We start from the raw sequence: 17,168 nt of genomic DNA, 5'->3' as shown, positions 1-17,168 counted from the left end.
CTGTAACACTCGGGCACACTGGCTGTCTGACCATTTACTGCTAATCAACCTGACGAGAGGACTGATCATGGTCTTGCGCTCGGAAATTCTGGTGAACAAAAACGTGCTGCCTACTCAAGAACAAGCTCTGCCTGGCCGTGAAACCCCGATGAACCTGCCGCAGACGCATTTCGTCAACGGCAACCCGCTGCTGGGCCCGTTTACCGACGACGTCGGTTTTGCGATCTTCGGCCTCGGCTGCTTCTGGGGCGCGGAACGCAAATTCTGGGAGCGCGATGGCGTGGTCAGCACCGTGGTCGGCTACGCCGGCGGCTTCACGCCGAACCCGACCTACGAAGAAGTCTGCTCAGGCCTGACCGGCCACAGCGAAGTCGTGCTAGTGGTGTATGACCAGGCCAAAGTGAAATACGAAGACTTGTTGAAGATGTTCTGGGAACTGCACAACCCGACCCAGGGCATGCGCCAGGGCAACGATATCGGCAGCCAATACCGCTCGGTAATCTATGCCACCACGCCGGAGCAACTGGCGGCGGCCAAAGCCAGTGCCCAGGCTTATCAGCAAGAGCTGACCAAGGCCGGCCTGGGCGAGATCACCACCGAAATCGACGAAGCGCCGACGGTGTACTTCGCCGAGGCGTATCACCAGCAGTACCTGGCGAAGAACCCCCAGGGTTATTGCGGCATCGGCGGCACCGGCGTGACCTGCCCGATATAAAGGGGCAACACAGCTCAAAATGTGGGAGGGGGCTTGCCCCGATTGCGGTGTATCAGTGACAGATGTACTGACTGACACTCCGCTATCGGGGGCAAGCCCCCTCCCACACTGGTTTTGTGTCTGGCTTGAGATAAAGCTATTCAGCGATGAGCCAATCCATCTGCCACCCGCCCTGGGTCTGGCCCAGTTGCCTGGACAGCCACGGCAGCAATTCACGCAGCTCCTCTTCCAGGCCCCACGGCGGGTTGGCAATTGCCAGGCCTGAGCCGGTCAGGGTGTTGGGCGTGTCCAGCGGATGCACCAGCAGCTCTACGCGCAACAGTTTCGGCGCACCGGTGCCGGCCAGGTCCTGGTAGAAGCGGCGCAACATGCGCGGGTCTTTCACCGGGTACCAGATTGCCGCGACCGTCTGGCGCATGCGGCTGACGGCTTCCTTGAGGGACGCCGCGCAACGCTGCATTTCATCGAGCTTTTCAAACGGCGGGTCGATCAGCATCAGCGCGCGTTTTTCCGGCACCGGCAACAAGGCGCGCGGTACGTGCCAGCCTTCGCCCAGGTGCACCTTGACCCGACGATCACCCTTCATGTTGTCCTTGAGCAGCACGCCGTCTTCCGGGTGCTTTTCGTTGAGCAGTACACGGTCCTGGGGACGCGTCAGGCGCCGCGCCAGTTCCGGCGAACCTGGGTAGTAGCGCAACTGGCCATCCGGGTTCATTTCGTGCAGCACGCGCATGTAATCAGCAGTGAGCGGCGGCAGGTCGTCTGCGCCCCACAGGCGGGCGATGCCTTCCAGGTATTCACCGGTGCGGTTGGCCTGGTCACCCTGCAGGTCGTACAGGCCAATGCCGGCGTGGGTATCGAGGTAGGCGAACGGCTGCTCCTTGCGCGACATCAAGGCGATGAGGCGGGTCAAGGTCAGGTGTTTGAAGACATCGGCGTGGTTGCCGGCGTGAAAGGCGTGACGATAATTCATGGTTGCTCCTGCGCAGGGGGCGAAGTTTACCTTCTACCGGCGCAAAGGTGCAGGGCCGCATGGCGGCTGATGTTTTTGTTAACTCAACTGCGCAGCGAGGTAATCGGCCAGCGCTGCATGGTTGACTCCCGGCCTTCGCGCGAGCCAGGTGAGCTTGTGCCGCAACGTGCTCGGCGTGAAGGCGGCATACAGATCGGGACGCTGCTCCTGCAACCATTGCAGCAGATTGTCGACAAGTACCTGCGGCGACTGCTCAGCCAGGTGCTCGAGCAATGGCGCAGGCACTCGCCACCAGGGCCAGGTTTTCGCGGGTGTCACCGGGCCAGTCGCCACTGTCAGCGGCTGGCCATTGATCAGATAACGTCCAAACACCGGCAAGACCTTCCCCGCCTCGTCACCCAATTGCTGCCACATCGGCTGAAACTGAGCGCCATCCCAGAAGCGTAGGAACACCGCCTGGTCATTGGGCATGAACACCTTGGTCAAGCTTTGCAGATGGGCAACCACGGTTTCCAACGGGCTGGAGGATACCGCCAGCCAACCCCAATCCATGGCTTGCACAGTGGCGACCCAATCGAGAAATGCGCTGCCCGACTCGACGATGCCCACGTAAGGCATCACCTCATCCCAAGCGTCGTAGGCCGTGCCGGCCCAGATCGCGTGCGGCGCCGGCCCTGCCGTCATGGCTTGCCAGGCGGCGAGTGGCTTGGCGTCACTGGTAGTGCCTAGCACGGCAAAGACTCGCTCACCGGCAAGCAGCGGGAACTGCGCCAGCCAGGTGCTGGGGTCCATGGGCGTCTGCATCAAGGAACACTCCGTGCATGCTCGGGGATACTGCACTGCCCGTCACGGCAGCGTTCGCACTCTTCACAAAAAGGCGCGCTGCGTTTCAGGCTCTCAATCTGCACAGGGCTCAGAGGGAGCGGGACCGCCGCCAGTGCTGCCTCCTTCAAGCCCGGCTTCAACGGCGCCGCCGCAGGGGCTGGCGCCCCGCCAAGCTGGATCGGCACGCTGCTGAAAATACCGCCCGCCGACAGCGTGATCGACTGCCCTCCCGCCTGAATCGTAACGCTGGCTCCCGCGTCGATAACAATGCTTTGCCCGGCCGCCAACTGAAGGGTGCGACCGGCACGCATGTGCTGAGAACCGCCGACCACCAGGTGGTCATCCTGCTTGAGTTCCGTCAGGCGGTTGCCATGGGTAATGCGCTGCTCTTCGCCCTGCAACTCATGGTGCGATTCGCCGCCCACCCTCACCCGGCGCTGGTTATCGACCTGCACCTGTTGGTCATGCAATACATGCTGGGTCCAGTCGCGCTGAGCGCGCAGGTAGATTTCCTCGGCGCCCTTGCGGTCTTCGATGCGCAGTTCGTTGTAGCCTCCGCCACCAGGGCTGCTCTGGCTGCGAAAAATACTGCGGGTCTTGTCCGCCGGCAGGTCGAGGGGCAAACGATTCGCCGCGTTGGGCAGGCAACCCATGACCAGCGGCATGTCCATGTCGCCATCGACGAAACCCACCAGTACCTCCATGCCGACTCGCGGGATCAGCACCGCCCCATAACGGTCATGGGCCCAGCCGCTCGCCACGCGCAGCCAACAGCTGGAATGATCGTTGTGCTCACCGTCGCGGTCCCAGGCCATCTGCACTTTGACACGACCGTACTCGTCGCAATGGATTTCACTGTCGACAGGCCCGGTGACCACCGCGTTCTGGTAGCTGGATAGGTGCGGCCGGGGCGTGATCAGAGGCGTTCGAAACGGCACATCCCAGGGCGTCACTACAAAATCGTTGCTGTAACCCGCAGGCAAGTCATCCCTATAGGTGTCAGGCGCAGACTCTTCCAACACTTGCGATTGTTGCCCCGTGTGGTGCAACTGGGTAACCAGCCACAGGTCATTCCACTCCTGACGCGGGTGGCCAGCCATCTTCAGAAACCGCCCAGTGCCCAAGGCCGGCTGATCGCTGATGCCGCTGGCTTGGCGAAAGTCGCTGCGATGACGCTCCAACACACGCTGTGCCAGGTACTTGCCATGCGCACGATCGGTAAAGTTTCCAGGGTAACGTTGCTCGTCCAGGGGCAGGTGCTGCCCGCTGGAGGCCGTGCTTTCCAACACCAGGCTGGGCTTTTTGAAGTCGTAGGCCCGCAGGTTCACGCCGGCGGTACGGGTTTTCAGCCGCAGGATAAAGCGCTTTATCGCAGGGGCCTCGGCCACCATCCCGGAACCGGCCAGGTAGGGGGTGACCTGGTCCGGCTGGCCAAACACACTCTGGTCATCGCCAAACACCAACAGGTGACGCTCGGGACTGTGCTGAAAGTGATAGTGAATGCCCGACTCAACGCACAAGCGCTGGATGAACTGCAGATCGGTTTCGTCGAACTGAACACAGTACTCACGCTCGGGATATTTTCCGCTCAGGCGGAACTCGAAGGTATCACCCTGAATGTCCTGGGCCTCCAACACCCGAGCAATGATCTGCGGCACGGTTTTCTGCTGAAAGATCCTCTGGTGAGTGCTGTGCTCCAGATAGGCCAACTGCGGCACCAGGGTGATCTGGTAACGGGTAAGCCGCTTGCCCGAATCGCCTTGCGCGACCCGGTAAACTCGGCCATGGATACCGTGGCCCTGAGCGTCAAACCCGAGGAACGCCTGACGGTGCAGCAGGCCATCGAGGTCCAGATCGGGTCGCTCGCTCACCAACTCAAGGTCAAAGCGAAAGGGCAGGCTGATAAATTCGTCGCCCATGAACCCATGAACCTTGAGATCATAAGGCTCCCCGTCCAGGGTCAGGTTAAAGGCACTTTGATTGGCAGGAGCGAACATCCGGTGTTTCTCTGCGAAGGGTGGGTGAGCGATTCTGCCTCAGCCGTTTGCCGAGTCGAGCGCTGTGCCGGCAAATAAGTAACGTCCTACATCGACAGTGCCGAAATCCTGCGCAGGGCTTTTTTTCTTCATAAAAAAAGGCCCAGCATCCATAGGACGTGGGCCTTCTTTTCGAATACCAGGCGATCAACGCCCGGCTGTATTACTTGTTGAGGTTGTAGTCTTTTTCCGCAGCATCAAAGCGCTCGACCATACCGGCAGTCGGGGCACCCATCTTGCTCACGAAGTAGATCGCCAGGCTGGCGAAGATGAAGCCTGGGATGATTTCGTACAGGCCCAGCACTTCGAAGTGCTTCCACACGATTACGGTGATCGCGCCGACCAGGATGCCGGCCAGTGCGCCGTTGCGGGTCATGTTTTTCCAGATCACCGAGATCAGCACCACAGGCCCGAACGCGGCGCCGAAACCGGCCCAGGCGTAGCTGACCAGGCCCAGTACACGGTTTTCCGGGTTGGCGGCCAGGGCGATGGCGATCAAGGCCACCACCAGCACCATGATCCGACCGACCCACACCAGCTCAAGCTGGGACGCGCCCTTGCGCAGGAATGCCTTGTAGAAATCTTCGGTCAGGGCGCTGGAGCACACCAGCAATTGGCAGCTCAGGGTACTCATGACAGCCGCCAGGATGGCCGACAGCAATACACCGGCAATCCATGGGTTGAACAGGATCTTGGCCAGTTCGATAAACACGCGCTCAGGGTTTTCGGTCACGGGACCGGCCACCTCAGGATGCGCCGAGAAATAAGCGATGCCGAAGAAGCCCACCGCCACGGTGCCGCACAGGCACAGGATCATCCAGGTCATGGAGATGCGACGCGCTTTGGCAATCGACTTCACCGAATCCGCCGCCATGAACCGCGCGAGGATGTGCGGCTGGCCGAAGTAACCCAGGCCCCAGCCCATCAGCGAGATCACTCCGATGAAAGTGGTGTTTTTCAGCATGTCGAAGCTGGTCGGGTCCTTGGCTTCGATGGCCAGGAAGGTGGTGTCCACGCCGCCGGTCGCCAGCAGTACGATGATTGGCGTCAGGATCAACGCGAAGATCATCAGTGTGGCTTGTACGGTGTCGGTCCAGCTGACAGCCAGGAAACCGCCGATAAAGGTATAGGCGATGGTCGCCGCAGCACCGGCCCACAGCGCAGTCTCGTAGGACATGCCGAAGGTGCTTTCGAACAGACGGGCACCGGCCACGATGCCGGAGGCGCAGTAAATGGTGAAAAACACCAGGATTACCACAGCGGAGATGATCCGCAGCAGCCCGCTTTTATCTTCAAAGCGGCTGGAGAAGTAATCCGGCAGGGTCAGGGCGTCGCCGTTGTGTTCGGTCTGCACGCGCAGGCGGCCGGCCACGAACAGCCAGTTAAGGTAGGCACCGACGATCAGGCCGATAGCAATCCAGCTTTCCGACAAGCCCGACATGTAGATCGCGCCCGGCAGGCCCATCAACAACCAGCCGCTCATATCGGAAGCGCCGGCGGACAAAGCGGTCACCACGCTACCGAGGCTGCGGCCGCCCAGGATGTAATCGGAAAGGTTATTGGTGGAGCGATAGGCCATCAAGCCGATCAGTACCATTGCTGCGATGTAGATCACGAACGTGATCAGGGTGGGATTACTAACGCTCATAGAAGTGACGCCCTGGCTTTGTTTTTATGTAGCGACGGTCTGTCAGCCCGCTACCGGTGGTTAACCGGTAAACGATGCTGCCTGCCGCGCATTTATGACTGGCGTTTCCCCAGGAAAGCCGCCAGCCGATGAACCGACCTGTGGAAGTGGTTGCACCTTGGTGCGCGAATGCTATTCAACAAAGCAAATAAGGTGCAACCAGTTTCTCGCGAATAAGTTGCACCTACGCGGATTTCAGGACAAACACCGGTTTTTTGCTCCTTTTCGGAGCAAGAACAATCCATCTCAGAAGCAAATGCACCAACAAGAAGTCAATTCGAGAGAAGGCCGGATTTTTCCGATCAACCGTCGGAAATTTCCTGAATAAAAAGGGTTGCACCCGGTTGCACCTCTTCATGGGCGAGGCTAATCTTGCCGCCAGCAGATGCCACTCGGTAGTGGCACCCATGAGGATAAGAAAATGGCTACGACCACCCTTGGGGTCAAACTCGACGACCCGACCCGCGAGCGCCTGAAGGCTGCCGCGTCCTCCATTGATCGCACGCCGCACTGGCTGATCAAACAGGCAATTTTCAATTACCTGGAGAAACTCGAGGGTGGTGCAACCCTTTCCGAGCTCAACGGCTCGGGCAGCAAGGATGCCGACGACGCTGGCGAAGTCCAGCATGACCACGCCCACCAGTGCTTCCTTGAGTTCGCCGAGAGCATCCTGCCGCAATCGGTACTGCGCGCCTCGATCACCGCCGCTTACCGTCGCCCCGAGCCGGAAGTGGTGCCGATGTTGATCGAGCAGGCGCGCCTGCCGGTAGAGATGGCCGAAGCCACCAACAAGCTGGCCGCCACGATTGCGGAAAAATTGCGCAACCAGAAAAGCGCTGGCGGCCGTGCCGGTATCGTTCAGGGCCTGCTGCAGGAATTTTCCCTGTCGTCCCAGGAAGGCGTGGCGCTGATGTGCCTGGCCGAAGCGCTGCTGCGCATCCCCGACAAAGGCACGCGCGATGCGCTGATTCGCGACAAGATCAGCACCGGCAACTGGCACCCCCACCTGGGCAACAGCCCGTCGCTGTTCGTCAATGCTGCTACCTGGGGCCTGCTGTTGACCGGCAAACTGGTCGCGACCCATAACGAAGCAGGCTTGACCTCGTCCCTGAGCCGCATCATCGGCAAAAGCGGCGAGCCGATGATCCGCAAGGGCGTCGACATGGCCATGCGCCTGATGGGTGAACAGTTCGTCACCGGCGAGACCATCGCCGAAGCCCTGGCCAACGCGAGCAAGTTCGAAGCCAAGGGTTTCCGCTATTCCTACGACATGCTCGGGGAAGCCGCCCTCACCGAACACGACGCCCAGAAGTACCTGGCTTCGTACGAACAAGCCATTCACTCCATCGGCAAAGCGTCCCACGGCCGTGGGATCTATGAAGGCCCAGGCATCTCCATCAAGCTCTCCGCCCTGCACCCGCGTTACAGCCGCGCGCAGTACGAGCGGGTGATGGACGAACTGTACCCGCGCCTGTTGTCGCTGACCCTGTTGGCCAAGCAATACGACATCGGCCTGAACATCGATGCCGAAGAAGCCGACCGCCTCGAGTTGTCCCTGGACCTGCTCGAGCGCCTGTGCTTCGAGCCGCAACTGACCGGCTGGAACGGTATCGGTTTCGTGATCCAGGCCTACCAGAAGCGTTGCCCCTACGTGATCGACTACGTCATCGACCTGGCCCGCCGCAGCCGCCACCGCCTGATGATCCGCCTGGTCAAAGGCGCGTACTGGGACAGCGAAATCAAGCGCGCCCAGGTCGAGGGCCTGGAAGGCTACCCGGTGTACACCCGCAAGGTGTACACCGACGTTTCCTACATTGCCTGCGCACGCAAACTGCTGTCGGTGCCGGAAGCCATCTACCCGCAGTTCGCCACGCACAACGCCCATACGCTGTCGGCCATCTATCACATTGCCGGTCAGAACTATTACCCCGGCCAGTACGAGTTCCAATGCCTGCACGGCATGGGTGAACCGCTGTACGAACAAGTGGTGGGCAAAGTTTCCGAAGGCAAGCTGAACCGTCCGTGCCGCGTGTACGCACCGGTCGGCACTCACGAAACACTGCTGGCGTACCTGGTACGTCGCTTGCTGGAAAACGGTGCGAACACCTCGTTCGTCAACCGCATCGCCGATCACTCCATCTCGATTCAGGAGCTGGTAGCCGATCCAGTGGCGAACATCGAGCAGATGGCGACGGCGGAAGGCGGCTTCGGCCTGCCGCACCCGCGTATCCCGCTGCCGCGTGACCTGTACGGCAGCGACCGCGCCAACTCGGCCGGTATCGACCTGGCCAACGAGCATCGCCTGGCATCTTTGTCCTGCGCCCTGCTGGCCACCGCCCACAACGACTGGAAAGCCGCGCCGATGCTCGGTTGCGCCGCCAGCGAACAACCGGCTGCAGCGGTGCTGAACCCGTCCGACGTGCGCGATGTGGTCGGTCACGTTCAGGAGGCCACCGTCGAAGACGTCGACAACGCCATCCAGTGCGCCATCAGCGCCGCGCCGATCTGGCAGGCCACTCCGCCCGCCGAACGCGCCGCGATCCTGGAGCGCGCCGCCGACCTGATGGAAGGCGAGATTCAGCCATTGATGGGCCTGCTGGCCCGTGAAGCCGGCAAGACCTTCGCCAACGCTATCGCTGAAGTGCGCGAAGCCGTGGACTTCCTGCGCTACTACGCGGTGCAGGCGCGTAACGATTTCACCAACGACGCCCACCGCCCATTGGGTCCGGTGGTGTGCATCAGCCCCTGGAACTTCCCGCTGGCGATCTTCAGCGGCCAGGTCGCGGCGGCATTGGCTGCCGGTAACCCGGTGCTGGCCAAACCGGCCGAACAAACCCCGCTGGTCGCCGCCCAGGCCGTGCGCATTCTGCTCGAAGCCGGTATTCCGCAAGGCGTGCTGCAATTGCTGCCGGGCCAGGGCGAAAGTGTCGGTGCCCGCCTGGTCGGTGATGATCGTGTCAAAGGCGTGATGTTCACCGGCTCCACCGAGGTTGCACGCTTGCTGCAACGCAATGTCGCCGGTCGCCTGGATGCCCAGGGCCGTCCGATTCCGCTGATCGCCGAAACCGGTGGCCAGAACGCGATGATCGTGGATTCCTCGGCGCTCACCGAACAAGTGGTGATTGACGTGGTGTCGTCGGCCTTCGACAGCGCCGGCCAACGATGCTCGGCCCTGCGCGTGTTGTGCCTGCAGGAAGATTCGGCAGACCGTGTCATCGAAATGCTCAAGGGCGCCATGGCGGAATGCCGCCTGGGCAACCCGGAACGCCTGTCGGTGGATATCGGCCCGGTGATCGACGCCGAAGCCAAGGCTGGTATCGAGAAACACATCCAGGCCATGCGCGACAAAGGCCGCAACGTTTACCAGGTGGCGATTGCCGATGGCGAAGAGATCAAGCGTGGCACCTTCGTGATGCCTACCCTGATCGAGCTGGAAAGCTTCGACGAGCTGCAGCGCGAAATCTTCGGCCCGGTGCTGCACGTGGTGCGCTACAAGCGCAAAGAGATCGACCAGCTCATCGGCCAGATCAATGCCTCCGGCTACGGCCTGACCCTGGGCGTGCACACCCGCATCGACGAGACCATCGCCAAGGTAATCGACAACGTCAATGCCGGTAACGTCTACGTCAACCGTAACATCGTGGGTGCCGTGGTGGGCGTGCAGCCGTTCGGCGGCGAAGGCCTGTCGGGTACCGGCCCGAAAGCCGGTGGCCCGCTGTACCTGTACCGCCTGCTGTCGACTCGTCCTACCGATGCGATCGAGCAATCCTTCGTACGTGGCGACGCATTGACCGCACCGGACCTGCGCCTGCGCGACGCCATGAGCCAACCGCTGACCGCGTTGAAAACCTGGGCCGACAGCCACAACTTCAGCGAACTGAGCGCCCTGTGCAGCCAATTCGCCGCCCAGTCGCAAAGCGGTATCACTCGCCAACTGGCCGGCCCGACCGGCGAGCGCAACAGCTATGCGATCCTGCCGCGTGAACACGTGCTGTGCCTGGCGGAAGTGGAAGGTGACCTGCTGACCCAACTCGCTGCGGTATTGGCGGTAGGCGGTTCTGCGGTATGGCCGGAAACCGAGCTGACCAAGGCCGTGTTCCCACGCCTGCCGAAGGATATTCAGGCGAAGATCAAGCGCGTGGCCGACTGGACCAAGGACGACGTGGGGTTCGACGCTGTGCTGCATCACGGTGATTCCGACCAACTGCGTGCGGTGTGCCAGCAAGTGGCGCAGCGCGGTGGGGCGATTGTTGGGGTGCATGGTTTGTCCCAGGGCGAGACATCCATTGCCCTGGAGCGGTTGGTGATCGAGCGGGCGTTGAGCGTTAACACGGCTGCTGCAGGTGGTAACGCCAGCCTGATGACCATCGGTTAAACGCGGTAAAAAAAATGTGGGAGGGGGCTGATCGTTCCCACGCTCCGCGTGGGAATGCAGCTCAAGGACGCTCTGCGTCCAGAAGCGTGACGCGGAGCGTCAAGAGAGGCGTTTCCACGCAGAGCGTGGGAACGATCTTATGGATCAGCCAGCTTATGTTTGGCTGACACACCGCTATCGGGAGCAAGCCCCTCCCACATTTGATTGCATTTCAATTCCCTCTCTCCGAGTTCTGCTCCTCCATCACCCAGATCAATCTTGCTATCCAGCCTCTATTCGCGCACTTAGACTCACGGCAATTCCTCAAAGGTAAGCCGCCATGTCCGAGACGCTGCTCAGTTCCCGCAATCTGGCTTTCGAGCTGTATGAAGTCCTCGATGCCGAGGGCCTGACCCAGCGCGAGCGGTTTGCCGAGCACAATCGCGAAACCTTCGACGCCGCCATCAGCACAGCGCGCAACATTGCCGAAAAGTACTTCGCGCCTCACAACCGCAAGAACGATGAAAACGAACCGCGCTACGAAGACGGTAAGGCGATTCTGATTCCGGAAGTGAAACCGGCGGTAGATGCCTTCCTGGAAGCCGGTTTCCTCAATGCCGCCCGCAGCTTCGAAGCCGGCGGCATGCAGTTGCCGACCCTGCTGTCCCAGGCCTGCTTCGCTCACTTCCAATCCGCCAACGCGGCATCAACGTCCTACCCGTTCCTGACCATGGGCGCCGCCAACCTGATCGAAAGTTTCGGCACCGAGGAGCAGAAACAACGCTTCCTGCAACCGATGATCGAAGGACGCTTCTTCGGCACCATGGCCTTGACCGAGCCGCACGCTGGCTCATCCCTGTCGGATATTCGTACCCGCGCGGAGCTTGCGGCTGACGGCAGCTATCGGCTGAAGGGCAACAAGATCTTCATCTCCGGTGGCGACCACCCGCTGTCGGAAAACATCGTGCATATGGTGCTGGCCAAGCTGCCCGACGCACCGGCCGGAGTGAAGGGCATTTCGTTGTTTATCGTGCCCAAATTCCTGGTCAACGCTGACGGCAGCCTGGGCGAGCGCAACGATGTACTGCTGGCCGGGCTGTTTCACAAGATGGGCTGGCGCGGCACGACGTCCACAGCACTCAATTTTGGCGATAACGGCAACTGTGTCGGCTATCTGGTGGGCAAGCCGCACCAGGGCCTGAGTTGCATGTTCCAGATGATGAACGAAGCACGGATCGGCGTCGGCATGGGCGCGGTGATGCTCGGTTACGCGGGCTATCTCTACTCGTTGGAGTACGCTCGCGAACGTCCGCAAGGCCGCCTGCCGGACAGCAAAGACCCGAGCACCGCGCCGGTGTCGATCATCCAGCACGCCGATATCAAACGTATGCTGCTGACCCAAAAAGCCTACGTGGAAGGCGCCTTCGACCTGGGCCTGTACGCCGCACGCCTGTTCGACGACACCACCACCCTGCCAAGCGAAACCGAACGCAAACAAGCCCACGAGTTGCTGGACCTGCTGACCCCCATCGTCAAATCCTGGCCGTCGGAGTTCTGCCTCAAGGCCAACGAACTGGCGATCCAGATTCTCGGCGGCCATGGCTATACCCGCGAGTACCCGGTCGAGCAGTACTACCGCGATAACCGCCTGAATCCGATCCACGAAGGCACCCATGGCATCCAGTCCCTGGACCTGCTTGGGCGTAAGTTGGCGCAGAACGGCGGTGCCGGGCTCAAGCAATTGATTCGACTGATCGCCGAGACAGGTGCTCGGGCGCAGCCATACCCATCGCTCACCGCACTAAGGGAACCGCTGGAGCAATTGGTCAACCGCCTGCAAAGCGTGACTCTCGGCCTGCTGAGCGATCTCGCCCAGGGCAAGGTCAACAGCAGCCTGGCGAACTCGGCGCTGTACCTGAAAGTGTTCGGGCACACGGTGATTGGCTGGCGCTGGCTGGAACAGGCGATTCGCGCCGAAGAAGGGCTGGCCAAGGGCAACGCGGCCGATGTGGCCTTCTATAAAGGCAAGCTCCAGGCCGCCCGGTACTTCCTGACCTGGGAAGTACCAAGCTGCCATCATGAACTGGCGATTCTGGAGGCACGCGACGATACGTGCCTGGGGATGCAGGATGCGTGGTTCTAAGGCTGGATCGCCTTGGAAATCACCTCGACCGTGGCGCTGACTTGCTCTTGGTAACGGTCGAGTTCCTGTTGGTGAGCCTGCTGCATTTCGATCTGCTCGGCGCACAGGTTCAGCGCGGCCAATACCAATAATTTGTCACCAATGAGGGTCGGGTACTTTTTCTTGGTCGTGGCCAGGGAAGCCTTGAGCATGGTCACGGCGTGCATCAGGGTCTGGTCTTCCCCGGCCGGCGCCTTGATCGAGTAATCCTCACCGAGAATCGAAACGACCTTTATCCCTTCATTCATGCGCTGACAGGCCCTGCGCTCACACGCTCAACCAGTGCCTGGATGCGGGCGGCGGTGGCGCCATGCTTTTCTTCCTGTTCCATCAGGTTCAGTTGCAGGCTGTCGTTTTCATCCTTGGCCTGGGCCAGCTGCGCCTTGAGGGATTCGTTGCTGCTCAGCAGGTCCTGGTTCTGCTGTACCAGGTCGTTGACCAGTTGTTCCAGTTGGCTGAGGGATGCTTCTAACATTTTGATTTCTCGGGCTTTTTAAAAGGGCGGTGACGATAAAGAAAATTCACCTCGGATGCCAGGGTTATCCCCGGCGCGCAGCCCGATGTTCAAGGGCCGGGCCGCGCTTTCGAGCCTTAGTGACTGCAATTACCCGATCTGGTTCCTGAATCCGTGCAACCCCCGGTCAGCTGCGACAAAAGCGCGCGCCCCCTTAAGACTTTAGTCGCAGGGCCGATACGCGATGCACACCCCGTCTCATGGCCGCACGGATCGCGCTTCTCCCCAGGATTCCAGCATGTCCCTTCGTAATATGAATATCGCCCCGAGGGCTTTCCTCGGCTTCGCGTTTATCGGCGCGTTGATGTTGTTTCTCGGCGTGTTCGCCCTGAACCAGATGAGCAAGATCCGTGCTGCCACCGAAGACATCACCCTGTCCAGCGTGCCAAGCATCCGCGCCCTCGACGAATTCACCCAGCTGACCTTGCGCCTGCGCGTGTTGTCGTACCGCTTGCTCACCAACCGCGAGCCGGAGGTACAGCAAAAAACCCTGGAAGCCTTCGACGTGCGCAACCAGCAGATCCGCACCGCCCAGGGCGTGTATGAGAAGCTGATCGAGAGCCGCGAAGAACGAACGACCTACGATGAATACGTGCGGTTACTGGCCCAGTACCATCAGATCGAAGAGCGCATGAAAAGCCTGTCCCGGGCCAACCAGGTCGACGAATTACGCGCCCTGCTCAACACTGAACTGCTGAACAACTCCGAGCAGGTCAATGCGGTGCTCAGCCGCCTGCTGGAAATCAACAACAGCATGGCCCTGGACACCAACCAGCAAGCCAAAGACCAGTACGACCTGGCCTTCAACATGGTCGTGAGCCTGCTGGTGATCGCCACCGCGCTGACCCTGTTGTTCGCCTGGCTGCTGACCCGCAGCATCACCGTGCCGATCTCCCAGGCGCTGGAAGCGGCCGAAGAAGTGGCCGAAGGCAACCTCACGCGCCCGATCAAAGTCGACGGCAACGATGAGGCCGGCCGCCTGCTCGCCGCCATGGCCAAGATGCAGGACAAACTGCGCGACACCCTGCAACGCATCGCCGGCTCCGCCACGCAACTGGCATCGGCCGCCGAAGAGCTCAACGCCGTCACCGACGAAAGCGCGCGTGGCCTGACCCAGCAGAACAATGAGATCGAACAGGCCGCCACCGCGGTGAACGAAATGACCAGCGCGGTCGAGGAAGTCGCACGCAATGCCGTGAGCACCTCCGAAGCCTCGCGTAACGCCACCACCTCGGCCGGTGATGGCCGTGACCTGGTGCAGGAAACCGTCAGCGCCATCGAACGCATGAGCGGCGACGTGCAAGCCACCGCCACCTTGATCGGTGAGTTGGCCAATGAATCCCGCGATATCGGCAAAGTGCTGGACGTGATCCGTGGCCTGGCCGACCAGACCAACCTGCTGGCCCTCAACGCGGCCATCGAAGCGGCGCGGGCCGGTGAGGCCGGGCGTGGTTTTGCGGTAGTGGCGGACGAGGTCCGGGCACTGGCCCATCGTACCCAGCAGTCCACCAGCGAGATCGAGCGCATGATCGGCAGCATCCAGGCCGGCACCGAGCATGCGGTGGATTCGATGCGCAACAGCACTGAGCGCGCCGAATCCACGCTGAACATCGCCAAGGGCGCGGGGATGTCGCTGGATACCATCAATACGGCGATTGTCGAGATCAACGAGCGCAACCTGGTGATCGCCAGCGCGGCGGAAGAACAGGCGCAGGTCGCGCGGGAAGTCGACCGTAACCTGGTGAATATCCGCGATCTGTCGGTGCAATCGGCGACAGGCGCCAGCCAGACCAGCGCGGCGAGCAGCGAGTTGTCGCGCCTGGCGGTGGACCTCAATGGCATGGTGGGCCGCTTCCGGCTCTGACTGACTGCACTGGCTTAAAAATGTGGGAGGGGGCTTGCCCCCGATTGCGGTGGGTCAGCTACAAATAAGCTGGCTGGCATACCGCCATCGGGGGCAAGCCCCCTCCCACATTTGGAGCCAGGTGGAAACCTTCATAATGGGATTCCCCCCACAAAAGCTTTTTGACAGCGCAGCAATTCAACAGGTTAGAATCCCTGGCACGCAGACTGCATGGTCAGTTTGCGCCCTGTCTTTCCCTGCTCTGGAGTACTGCCTTTGAATGCGACGACCATCAACAGCCTGTTCTTGATCGGCGCGTTGCTGGTGAGTGCGAGCATTCTGGTGAGTTCTCTGTCGTCGCGCCTGGGCATCCCGATCCTGGTGATCATCCTGGCCGTGGGCATGATCGCCGGCGTCGATGGCGGCGGCATCATCTTCGATAACTACCCGACCGCCTACCTGGTGGGCAACCTGGCGCTGGCCGTGATCCTGCTCGACGGCGGTTTGCGCACGCGGGTGGCGAGTTTTCGCGTGGCACTCTGGCCTGCGTTGTCCCTGGCCACGGTGGGCGTGTTGATCACCACCGGCCTCACCGGCATGGCCGCGGCCTGGCTGTTCGACCTCAACATCGTGCAGGGCTTGCTGATCGGCGCCATCGTCGGTTCCACCGACGCCGCAGCCGTGTTCTCGCTGCTGGGCGGCAAGGGCTTGAACGAACGGGTGACCGCCAGCCTGGAAATCGAATCCGGCAGCAACGACCCGATGGCGGTGTTCCTCACCGTGACCTTGATCGACATGCTCGCCAGCGGCCAGACCGGCCTGCATTGGAGCCTGCTGACCCACCTGATCCGCGAGTTCGGTATCGGCGGCCTGGTCGGCCTGGGCGGCGGCTGGCTGATGCTGCAGATGGTCAACCGCATCAACCTGGCCACCGGCCTCTACCCAATCCTGGTGATCGCCGGCGGCCTGTTCGTCTTCGCGCTGACCAACGCCTTGCACGGCAGCGGCTTTCTCGCCGTGTACCTGTGCGGCCTGGTGATCGGCAACCGACCGGTGCGCAGCCGTCATGGCATCCTGCATATGCTCGACGGCATGGCCTGGCTGGCGCAGATCGGCATGTTCCTGGTGCTGGGCCTGCTGGTCACGCCCCATGACTTGCTGCCGATCGCCCTGCCGGCACTGGGCCTGGCGCTGTGGATGATCCTGTTTGCACGGCCGCTGTCGGTGATGGTCGGCCTGTTGCCCTTCAAGGCGTTCCACGGCCGGGAAAAAGCCTTTATCGCCTGGGTCGGCCTGCGCGGCGCGGTGCCGATCATCCTTGCGGTGTTCCCGCTGATGGCCGGCCTGCCCCATGCCCAGCTGTACTTCAACCTGGCGTTCTTTATCGTGCTGGTGTCGCTGCTGGTGCAGGGCACCAGCCTGCCGTGGGTGGCCAAGTTGCTGAAAGTCACCGTACCGCCGGACCCGGCGCCGATTTCCCGCGCAGCCCTGGAAGTGCACGTCACCAGCGAGTGGGAGCTGTTCGTCTACCGCCTGGGCGCAGAGAAATGGTGCATCGGCGCCGCCCTGCGCGAGTTGAAAATGCCCGAGGGCACGCGGATCGCGGCGCTGTTCCGTGGCCAGCAACTGCTCCACCCGTCGGGTAGTACGGTGCTGGAAGTCGATGATTTGCTCTGCGTCATCGGCCATGAACATAACTTGCCGGCCCTGGGCAAACTGTTCAGCCAGGCGCCGCAACGCGGCCTCGACCTGCGCTTCTTCGGCGACTTCGTACTCGAAGGCGACGCCCAGCTCGGCGCGGTGTCGGCGCTGTACGGGCTCAAGCTTGAAGGTATCGACCCGGACATGCCGTTGAGCCGCTTCATCACCCAGAAAGTCGGCGGCGCGCCGGTGGTGGGCGACCAGGTGGAATGGAACAACACCATCTGGACCGTCGCGGTCATGGACGGGAACAAGATTGGCAAAGTCGGCGTCAGATTCCCCGAAGGAAGTCGCCCGGGCCCCGGTCTCTTCCTCTAAACTGCGGGGCCACAACGCCC

Annotated in this window: 11 protein-coding genes and 1 pseudogene; 6 read left to right on the top strand and 6 right to left on the bottom strand. The window is 61.5% G+C overall.

Annotated elements, in window-relative coordinates; all coding sequences use genetic code 11:
- The first annotated feature begins 67 nt into the window (after positions 1 to 67).
- Positions 68 to 715: a peptide-methionine (S)-S-oxide reductase MsrA gene (gene msrA, locus C4J93_RS02345; protein WP_124365575.1), complete on the top strand. Its 648-nt coding sequence runs from the start codon at positions 68 to 70 to the stop codon at positions 713 to 715.
- 136 nt (positions 716 to 851) lie between these two features.
- Here msrA and C4J93_RS02340 read toward each other — a convergent pair whose 3' ends face one another.
- The 4 genes from C4J93_RS02340 to putP form a co-directional block, all read right to left on the bottom strand.
- The gene (locus C4J93_RS02340) at positions 852 to 1,688 is read right to left on the bottom strand and encodes a 23S rRNA (adenine(2030)-N(6))-methyltransferase RlmJ (RefSeq protein WP_124369347.1); all 837 of its coding nucleotides are present in this window, start codon (positions 1,686 to 1,688) and stop codon (positions 852 to 854) included.
- 78 nt (positions 1,689 to 1,766) lie between these two features.
- Positions 1,767 to 2,492: a DUF4123 domain-containing protein gene (locus tag C4J93_RS02335; RefSeq protein ID WP_124428490.1), complete on the bottom strand. Its 726-nt coding sequence runs from the start codon at positions 2,490 to 2,492 to the stop codon at positions 1,767 to 1,769.
- Positions 2,492 to 4,510: a type VI secretion system tip protein TssI/VgrG gene (tssI, locus tag C4J93_RS02330; RefSeq protein WP_124428489.1), complete on the bottom strand. Its 2,019-nt coding sequence runs from the start codon at positions 4,508 to 4,510 to the stop codon at positions 2,492 to 2,494. The genes C4J93_RS02335 and tssI overlap by 1 nt, the downstream gene beginning before the upstream one ends.
- 202 nt (positions 4,511 to 4,712) lie before the next feature.
- Complete coding sequence (gene putP / locus C4J93_RS02325) at positions 4,713 to 6,197, bottom strand: sodium/proline symporter PutP (RefSeq protein WP_124428488.1); 1,485 nt, start codon at positions 6,195 to 6,197, stop codon at positions 4,713 to 4,715.
- 460 nt (positions 6,198 to 6,657) lie between these two features.
- On the opposite strand from putP, the gene putA reads away from it, so the two are divergent.
- A complete protein-coding gene (putA, locus tag C4J93_RS02315; RefSeq protein ID WP_124428486.1) occupies positions 6,658 to 10,611 on the top strand; it encodes a trifunctional transcriptional regulator/proline dehydrogenase/L-glutamate gamma-semialdehyde dehydrogenase in 3,954 nt (1,317 codons plus the stop codon).
- Positions 10,612 to 10,930: 319 nt separating this feature from the next.
- Complete coding sequence (locus tag C4J93_RS02310) at positions 10,931 to 12,733, top strand: acyl-CoA dehydrogenase (RefSeq protein WP_124428485.1); 1,803 nt, start codon at positions 10,931 to 10,933, stop codon at positions 12,731 to 12,733.
- Here the strand turns inward: C4J93_RS02310 and C4J93_RS02305 are convergent.
- Positions 12,730 to 13,020: a cell division protein ZapA gene (locus C4J93_RS02305; RefSeq protein WP_057724383.1), complete on the bottom strand. Its 291-nt coding sequence runs from the start codon at positions 13,018 to 13,020 to the stop codon at positions 12,730 to 12,732. The genes C4J93_RS02310 and C4J93_RS02305 overlap by 4 nt on opposite strands.
- Positions 13,017 to 13,247, bottom strand: coding sequence for a hypothetical protein (locus tag C4J93_RS02300; protein ID WP_124360957.1), 231 nt, complete (start codon positions 13,245 to 13,247; stop codon positions 13,017 to 13,019). Before C4J93_RS02300 ends, C4J93_RS02305 begins: the two co-directional genes overlap by 4 nt.
- A gap of 223 nt (positions 13,248 to 13,470) precedes the next feature.
- On the opposite strand from C4J93_RS02300, the pseudogene C4J93_RS27610 reads away from it, so the two are divergent.
- The 3 genes and pseudogenes from C4J93_RS27610 to C4J93_RS02290 form a co-directional block, all read left to right on the top strand.
- A pseudogene (locus C4J93_RS27610) lies at positions 13,471 to 14,247 on the top strand (MCP four helix bundle domain-containing protein); the annotation flags it as partial.
- 30 nt (positions 14,248 to 14,277) lie between these two features.
- Positions 14,278 to 15,150 (top strand): methyl-accepting chemotaxis protein, encoded by an 873-nt coding sequence (locus C4J93_RS27605; RefSeq protein WP_371850830.1) that lies wholly within the window; start codon positions 14,278 to 14,280, stop codon positions 15,148 to 15,150.
- A gap of 255 nt (positions 15,151 to 15,405) precedes the next feature.
- Positions 15,406 to 17,148 (top strand): potassium/proton antiporter, encoded by a 1,743-nt coding sequence (locus tag C4J93_RS02290; RefSeq protein ID WP_124365567.1) that lies wholly within the window; start codon positions 15,406 to 15,408, stop codon positions 17,146 to 17,148.
- Positions 17,149 to 17,168 lie beyond the last annotated feature (20 nt).

Origin of the sequence: Pseudomonas sp. R2-37-08W (assembly GCF_003851705.1) — a bacterium.
In the GTDB taxonomy this organism is placed as follows: Bacteria; Pseudomonadota; Gammaproteobacteria; order Pseudomonadales; family Pseudomonadaceae; genus Aquipseudomonas.
Note: the sequence above shows the minus strand (reverse complement) of the source record. Positions and strands in the feature narration are given on the sequence as shown.